The following is a 5,017-nucleotide window of genomic DNA, read 5'->3' on the forward strand; positions in this document are numbered from 1 at the left end:
TAAATGACACCGGCCCCCACCCACACCCGTTGGGGGGGGGCGTCCCCCGCGGGGGCGGGGGGGGGGGGCACCCTGTCTCCGGCCCCGCGGCGCGCGTTAGGCTCCCGCCCATGAGGCTGTTTGCCGCGGTGATGCCGCCCCAGGGGGCCGTCGACGAGCTGCGCCGGGCCGTGCAGGCCGTCCGCGACGACCGGCTCCGCTGGACCGGGGAGGCGGGCTGGCACTTCACCCTCGCCTTCATGGGCGAGGTGGACGACCGGCTCCTGCCGGACCTGCACGCCCGCCTCGCGCGCGCCGCCCACCGTACGGACCCCTTCCCGCTGCGCATCCACGGCTGCGGGCATTTCGGCGAACGCGCCCTGTGGGCCGGCGCCGCCGGCGGGCTGGACCAGATGCGGATGCTCGCCGAGCGGGCCGACGCCGCCGCCCGCCGGGCCGGCGTGCCGATGGAACAGCACCGCCGCTACACCGCCCACCTCACCCTGGCCCGCAGCCAGGGCGGTGCCCACCTGGGCCCGTACCTGGAGGCCCTCGCGGGGTTCGAGGGCACGCCGTGGGAGGTCCGGGAGCTCAGCCTGGTCCGCAGCAACCTCCCGACCGGCGGGGTGCCCGGGGAGCAGCCCCGCTACGAGGTGGTCGGGGCCTGGCCCCTGGGCGTCTGAGCCCCGTGTCCCCGCCCTCGGTGCGGGGACCCCGCGGGGCCGCGTTACGCTCGACGGGTGGATCCCAAGACCCGAAACCGTGTGATGGCCGGTGTTCTCGTACTGATGTTCGTCGTCGTGGCAGTGGCGGCCGCCGTAGGCCGGTGACTCCTGCCCGCGGGCCCTTGCCTGGAGTGGACTCCAGGCAGTTGGCTTGGGGCTCATGAAGTACACACAGCTCGGACGCACCGGACTCAAGGTCAGCCGACTTGTACTCGGCACGATGAACTTCGGTCCGCAGACAGACGAACCCACCAGCCACTCCATCCTGGACGCCGCGCTCGCCGCGGGCCTGAACTTCGTGGACACCGCCAACGTCTACGGGTGGGGCGAGAACAAGGGCCGCACCGAGGAGATCATCGGCACCTGGTTCGCCCAGGGCGGCGGCCGGCGGGACAAGACCGTGCTGGCCACCAAGGTCTACGGCAACATGGCCGCCGAGGGCGACCCGTGGCCCAACCACGACCGGCTCTCGGCGCTGAACATCCGCCGGGCCGTCGAGGCCAGCCTCAAGCGGCTCCAGACGGACTACATCGACCTCTACCAGTTCCACCACGTCGACCGCCGGACCCCCTTCGAGGAGATCTGGCAGGCCGTGGACGTGCTGATCCAGCAGGGCAAGGTGCTCTACGCCGGATCGTCGAACTTCCCCGGCTACAAGATCGCCCAGGCCAACGAGACGGCCGCCCGGCGCGGCTCGGTCGGCCTGGTCAGCGAGCAGTGCCTGTACAACCTCGCCGAGCGGCGCGCCGAGATGGAGGTCGTCCCGGCAGCGCAGGAGTACGGACTCGGCGTGATCCCGTGGTCCCCGCTGCACGGCGGGCTGCTGGGCGGGGTCATCAAGAAGGAGGTCGAGGGCGGCCGCCGCGCCTCCGGACGGTCCGCGGACGCCCTGGCCAACACCTCCGTACGGGCCCAGGTGCAGGCGTACGAGGACCTGCTCGACAAGCACGGCCTGGAACCCGGCGAAACGGCCCTGGCCTGGCTGCTGACCCGGCCCGGGGTGACGGGGCCGATCGTGGGTCCCCGGACGGCCGAGCAGCTGGAGAGCGCACTGCGCGCACTGGACCTGGAGCTGTCGCAGGAGGTGCTCGACGCGCTGGACGAGATCTTCCCCGGCCCCGGCCCCTCCCCGGAGGCCTTCGCCTGGTGACCCTGCCGGGACGACGCGGCGACCGGTCCGCACCCCCGGACTTGCGGGGTGCGGATCAGTCGCGGGGGAACTCGGAGGTGTCGAGGGTGAGGCCCACGGCCGTGCCCGTGAGGTCGATCTCGTCCCCGAAGGCGATCTTCGTCTCCGTGGCGTAGTCCCCGTCCTTGGGCTGCGTGTGGAGCAGGCAGCGGCGGGTGTACGGGTCGACGACGAGGTACGCGGGCACTTCGGCGGCGGCGTACGCGGCCTTCTTGGGGCCGTAGTCGTTCGTCGCGGTGCCCTTGGAGATCACCTCGACGACGAACTCCACGTCCTCGTGCCGCCACCGGCCGGCCTCGGTCTTCTCCGCCCCCTCGACCATCGCCGTCACGTCGGTCGCAAAGCCGTTCAGGTGCCCGGGGTAGTCGATGCGGACGTCGGACTTCAGGCGCTTGCGCGGATACTTGACGCGCAGCTGCTCGATGAGGTCCAGGATGATCTCCCAGTGCGTGTCCCGCTGCGGCGACATGTAGACGGTCCCCTCGACGATCTCGACCTTCAATCCCTCGGGGACGGGCTCAAGCGCCTCGAACATCTCGTCCAAGGCCTGCTCGCTGCTGATGTCGGCCATCTCGATCCTGTCGGTCTCCACGACGGTCACCGTGGCGCTCCTCCCCGCTGCCGCGCAGTCGCGGGCAGCCGCGTAGTACAACGATACGCACGGGAGTCCGGTACGGAGGGAACGCCGCAGGCGCCCCACGGGGGGTCAGGGCGTGCGGTAGGGGCCGCCGATGCCCCATGCCTGGTGCAGGACCGCCGCGAACTCGCCGGCCAGGCGGTGTTCGCCGGAGGCATTGGGGTGGGTGCCGTCGTAGGTGTCCCGGTGGATCTCGTACGCGTCCGGGCGCGCGGCCAGCAGGATCGGGGAGGCCTCCGTCGACAGGTCGGCAACGGCCTTCGCGAGGAGCTCGTTGAACCGGGAGACCTCGGCCGCGAACGGCGCGTCGGACTCGGCCCGCACGTTCGGGATGACCGGCAGCAGGACCATCCGGATCCCCGGCCGGGCGGCGCGGGCCTGCGCGATGAAGCGGCGGGCGTTGGCCGCGGTTTCGTCGGCGGCGGTGTAGAAGCCGAGGTCTATCAGCCCGAGGGAGACGAGCAGGACGTCCGCCCGCCCGGAGCGCACGGCGGAGCCGATGAGCGGGGCCATGTGCTGCCAGCCCTCGCCCCAGCCGGCGAGGTGGCGGCGGGCGTGCCCGGGGAAGGCGGGGTCGGCGTAGGCGTGGCTGACCGGCTCGTTCACCGAGGTGTCGAAGAGCTCGCAGCGCGGACCGACGATCCGGTACGGACCGTCGAAGGTGGCTTCGAGGTGCTGCCACATCCGGTAGCGCCAGGTGTAGTCGCCGGCGCGTCCGATGGTCATGGAGTCGCCGACGAACATGAAACGCATCCGGTCATCATCGCGGATCACGCGCCGGGAGCCCCTGTGATGCCGGACACGCGGGAGGCCCTGGCAGGCTTGGTGCATGCGCCTGTTGCCGTTGACCGCCGTCATTGCCCTTGTCGTGCTGCCGGGTTCGGCCGCCGCGGCCGCCGGGAGCCCCGCCGCCGGTGCATCGGGGTTCACCATCACCGATCCGAGGATCAAGGAGTCGAGCGGGCTGGCCGCGAGCCGGATCCACCCGGGCGTGTACTGGACGCACAACGACAGCGACGACGGCCCGTACGTGTACGCGGTGGACTCGGCGACCGGCAAGACCGTGGCCCGGGTGACGCTGACCGGCATCGGGACCCCGCGCGACGTCGAGGCGATCTCGCTGGGACCGGACGGGCAGCTCTACGTCGGCGACATCGGCGACAACCTCGGCGGCAGCTGGGACCACGTCTGGATCTACCGCTTCCCCGAGCCGAAGGAGCTGGCCGATGTCACGGTCAAGGCCGAACAGTTCACGGTGAAGTACGCGGACGGACCGCGCAACGCGGAGGCGCTGATGGTGCATCCGGTGACGGGCCGGGTCTACATCGCGAGCAAGAGCGAGGACAAGGGCGGGCTGTACGAGGGTCCGCAGGAGCTGTCCGCGACGGGCACGAACGTGTTCAAGCGGGTGACGGACCTGCCGTGGGTCACGGACGGGGCGTTCTCGCCGGACGGCGGCCGGCTCACGCTGCGCGGCTACTTCTTCGCGCGGACCTACCCGTGGAAGGACGGGCGCCCCGAGGGCCAGGGTGAGCGGGTGGACGCGCCGTGGCAGGGCCAGGCGGAGTCGGTGACGTACTCGGCGGACGGGTCGACGCTGCTGTTCGGCTCGGAGGGCGCGTCGAGCCGGGTCGTGGCCGTCCCGGTGGTACCGGCGGCCGGCGGCTCCGGCTCACCGGCCCCCGATCCGGCGAAGCCGGGGGCGCCGGCGGCCCCCGGCCCCGCGGGCGGGCAGGGCGGGGGCGGCTTCACCAAGGGCGCGGCCGTCCTGGCCGTGGGCACGGCCCTGGTCCTCGGGGCCAAGCGGTTGCTGCGCCGCCGACCCCGCGGCGACGCCTGAACGGCCGCCGCCCCCGCGGCGACGGCGCCCGGGCGGGCTGCCGGCCCGGCTATTTCTGCTTGATCGCGGAGATGTCGAACTCCAGGACGACCTTGTCGCCGACCAGCACGCCACCGCCCTCCAGGGCTGCGTTCCAGGTCACTCCGAACTCCTTGCGGGAGATCGCCACCGAACCCTCCAGGCCGACCCGCAGGTTGCCGTAGGGGTCCACGGCGTTGCCGGTGTACTCGAAGTCGATGGTGACCGGGCGGGTGGTGTCCTTGATGGTCAGGTCGCCGGTGACGCGGTACTCGGTGTCGGACTGCGGCTCGACCGCGGTGCTGCGGAAGGTGATGTCGGGGAAGGCGGGCGCGTCCAGGAAGTCGTTGGTGCGCAGGTGCTGGTCGCGCTGCTCGACGCCGGTGTCGATGCTGTCGGTCTTGATCACGACCTGGGCGGTGGAGCGGGACGGGTCGGCGCCGTCCAGGTGCGCGGTGCCCTCGAACCGGTGGAAGGCGCCGCGGACCTTGGTCACCATGGCGTGGCGGGCGACGAAGCCGATCCGGGTGTGGGCGGGGTCGAGGGCGTAGTCCCCGGTGAGCTCGGAGAGGGTGGCGGTCATGGCGAGGTGCCTCCGGAAGGCCGGGACCCGGCGGCGGTACGGCCGG

Annotated in this window: 6 protein-coding genes; 3 read left to right on the top strand and 3 right to left on the bottom strand. The window is 72.2% G+C overall.

Annotated features, from left to right (window positions below):
• Window positions 1-110 precede the first annotated feature (110 nt).
• Together thpR and ACFXA3_RS35165 are read left to right on the top strand one after the other, a co-directional pair.
• Window positions 111-662, top strand: a complete 552-nt coding sequence (thpR, locus tag ACFXA3_RS35160) for an RNA 2',3'-cyclic phosphodiesterase (protein WP_385193857.1) — start codon at window positions 111-113, stop codon at window positions 660-662.
• Window positions 663-864: 202 nt separating this feature from the next.
• Window positions 865-1,854, top strand: coding sequence for an aldo/keto reductase (locus tag ACFXA3_RS35165; protein ID WP_385193860.1), 990 nt, complete (start codon window positions 865-867; stop codon window positions 1,852-1,854).
• A 55-nt stretch (window positions 1,855-1,909) separates the two neighbouring features.
• On the opposite strand, the gene ACFXA3_RS35170 is transcribed toward ACFXA3_RS35165, so the two are convergent.
• A complete protein-coding gene (locus ACFXA3_RS35170; protein WP_385193863.1) occupies window positions 1,910-2,494 on the bottom strand; it encodes a Uma2 family endonuclease in 585 nt (194 codons plus the stop codon).
• A gap of 105 nt (window positions 2,495-2,599) precedes the next feature.
• Window positions 2,600-3,283, bottom strand: a complete 684-nt coding sequence (locus tag ACFXA3_RS35175; protein WP_385193865.1) for a GDSL-type esterase/lipase family protein — start codon at window positions 3,281-3,283, stop codon at window positions 2,600-2,602.
• Window positions 3,284-3,359: 76 nt separating this feature from the next.
• Between ACFXA3_RS35175 and ACFXA3_RS35180 the strand changes: the two genes are divergently transcribed.
• Entirely contained in the window at window positions 3,360-4,370 is a 1,011-nt protein-coding gene (locus tag ACFXA3_RS35180; RefSeq protein WP_385193868.1) for a WD40 repeat domain-containing protein, read from the top strand.
• Between the two features lie 49 nt (window positions 4,371-4,419).
• Here ACFXA3_RS35180 and ACFXA3_RS35185 read toward each other — a convergent pair whose 3' ends face one another.
• Window positions 4,420-4,971 (bottom strand): YceI family protein, encoded by a 552-nt coding sequence (locus tag ACFXA3_RS35185; protein ID WP_385193870.1) that lies wholly within the window; start codon window positions 4,969-4,971, stop codon window positions 4,420-4,422.
• Window positions 4,972-5,017 lie beyond the last annotated feature (46 nt).

The sequence above is a fragment of the Streptomyces sp. NPDC059456 genome (assembly GCF_042750055.1).
GTDB lineage: Bacteria > Actinomycetota > Actinomycetes > Streptomycetales > Streptomycetaceae > Streptomyces.

Coding starts and splice junctions, on each gene's coding strand:
- thpR (WP_385193857.1), top strand. CDS start 111: ATGAGGCTGTTTGCCGCGGTGATGCCGCCCCAGGGGGCCGTCGACGAG.
- ACFXA3_RS35165 (WP_385193860.1), top strand. CDS start 865: ATGAAGTACACACAGCTCGGACGCACCGGACTCAAGGTCAGCCGACTT.
- ACFXA3_RS35175 (WP_385193865.1), bottom strand. CDS start 3,283: ATGCGTTTCATGTTCGTCGGCGACTCCATGACCATCGGACGCGCCGGC.
- ACFXA3_RS35180 (WP_385193868.1), top strand. CDS start 3,360: ATGCGCCTGTTGCCGTTGACCGCCGTCATTGCCCTTGTCGTGCTGCCG.
- ACFXA3_RS35185 (WP_385193870.1), bottom strand. CDS start 4,971: ATGACCGCCACCCTCTCCGAGCTCACCGGGGACTACGCCCTCGACCCC.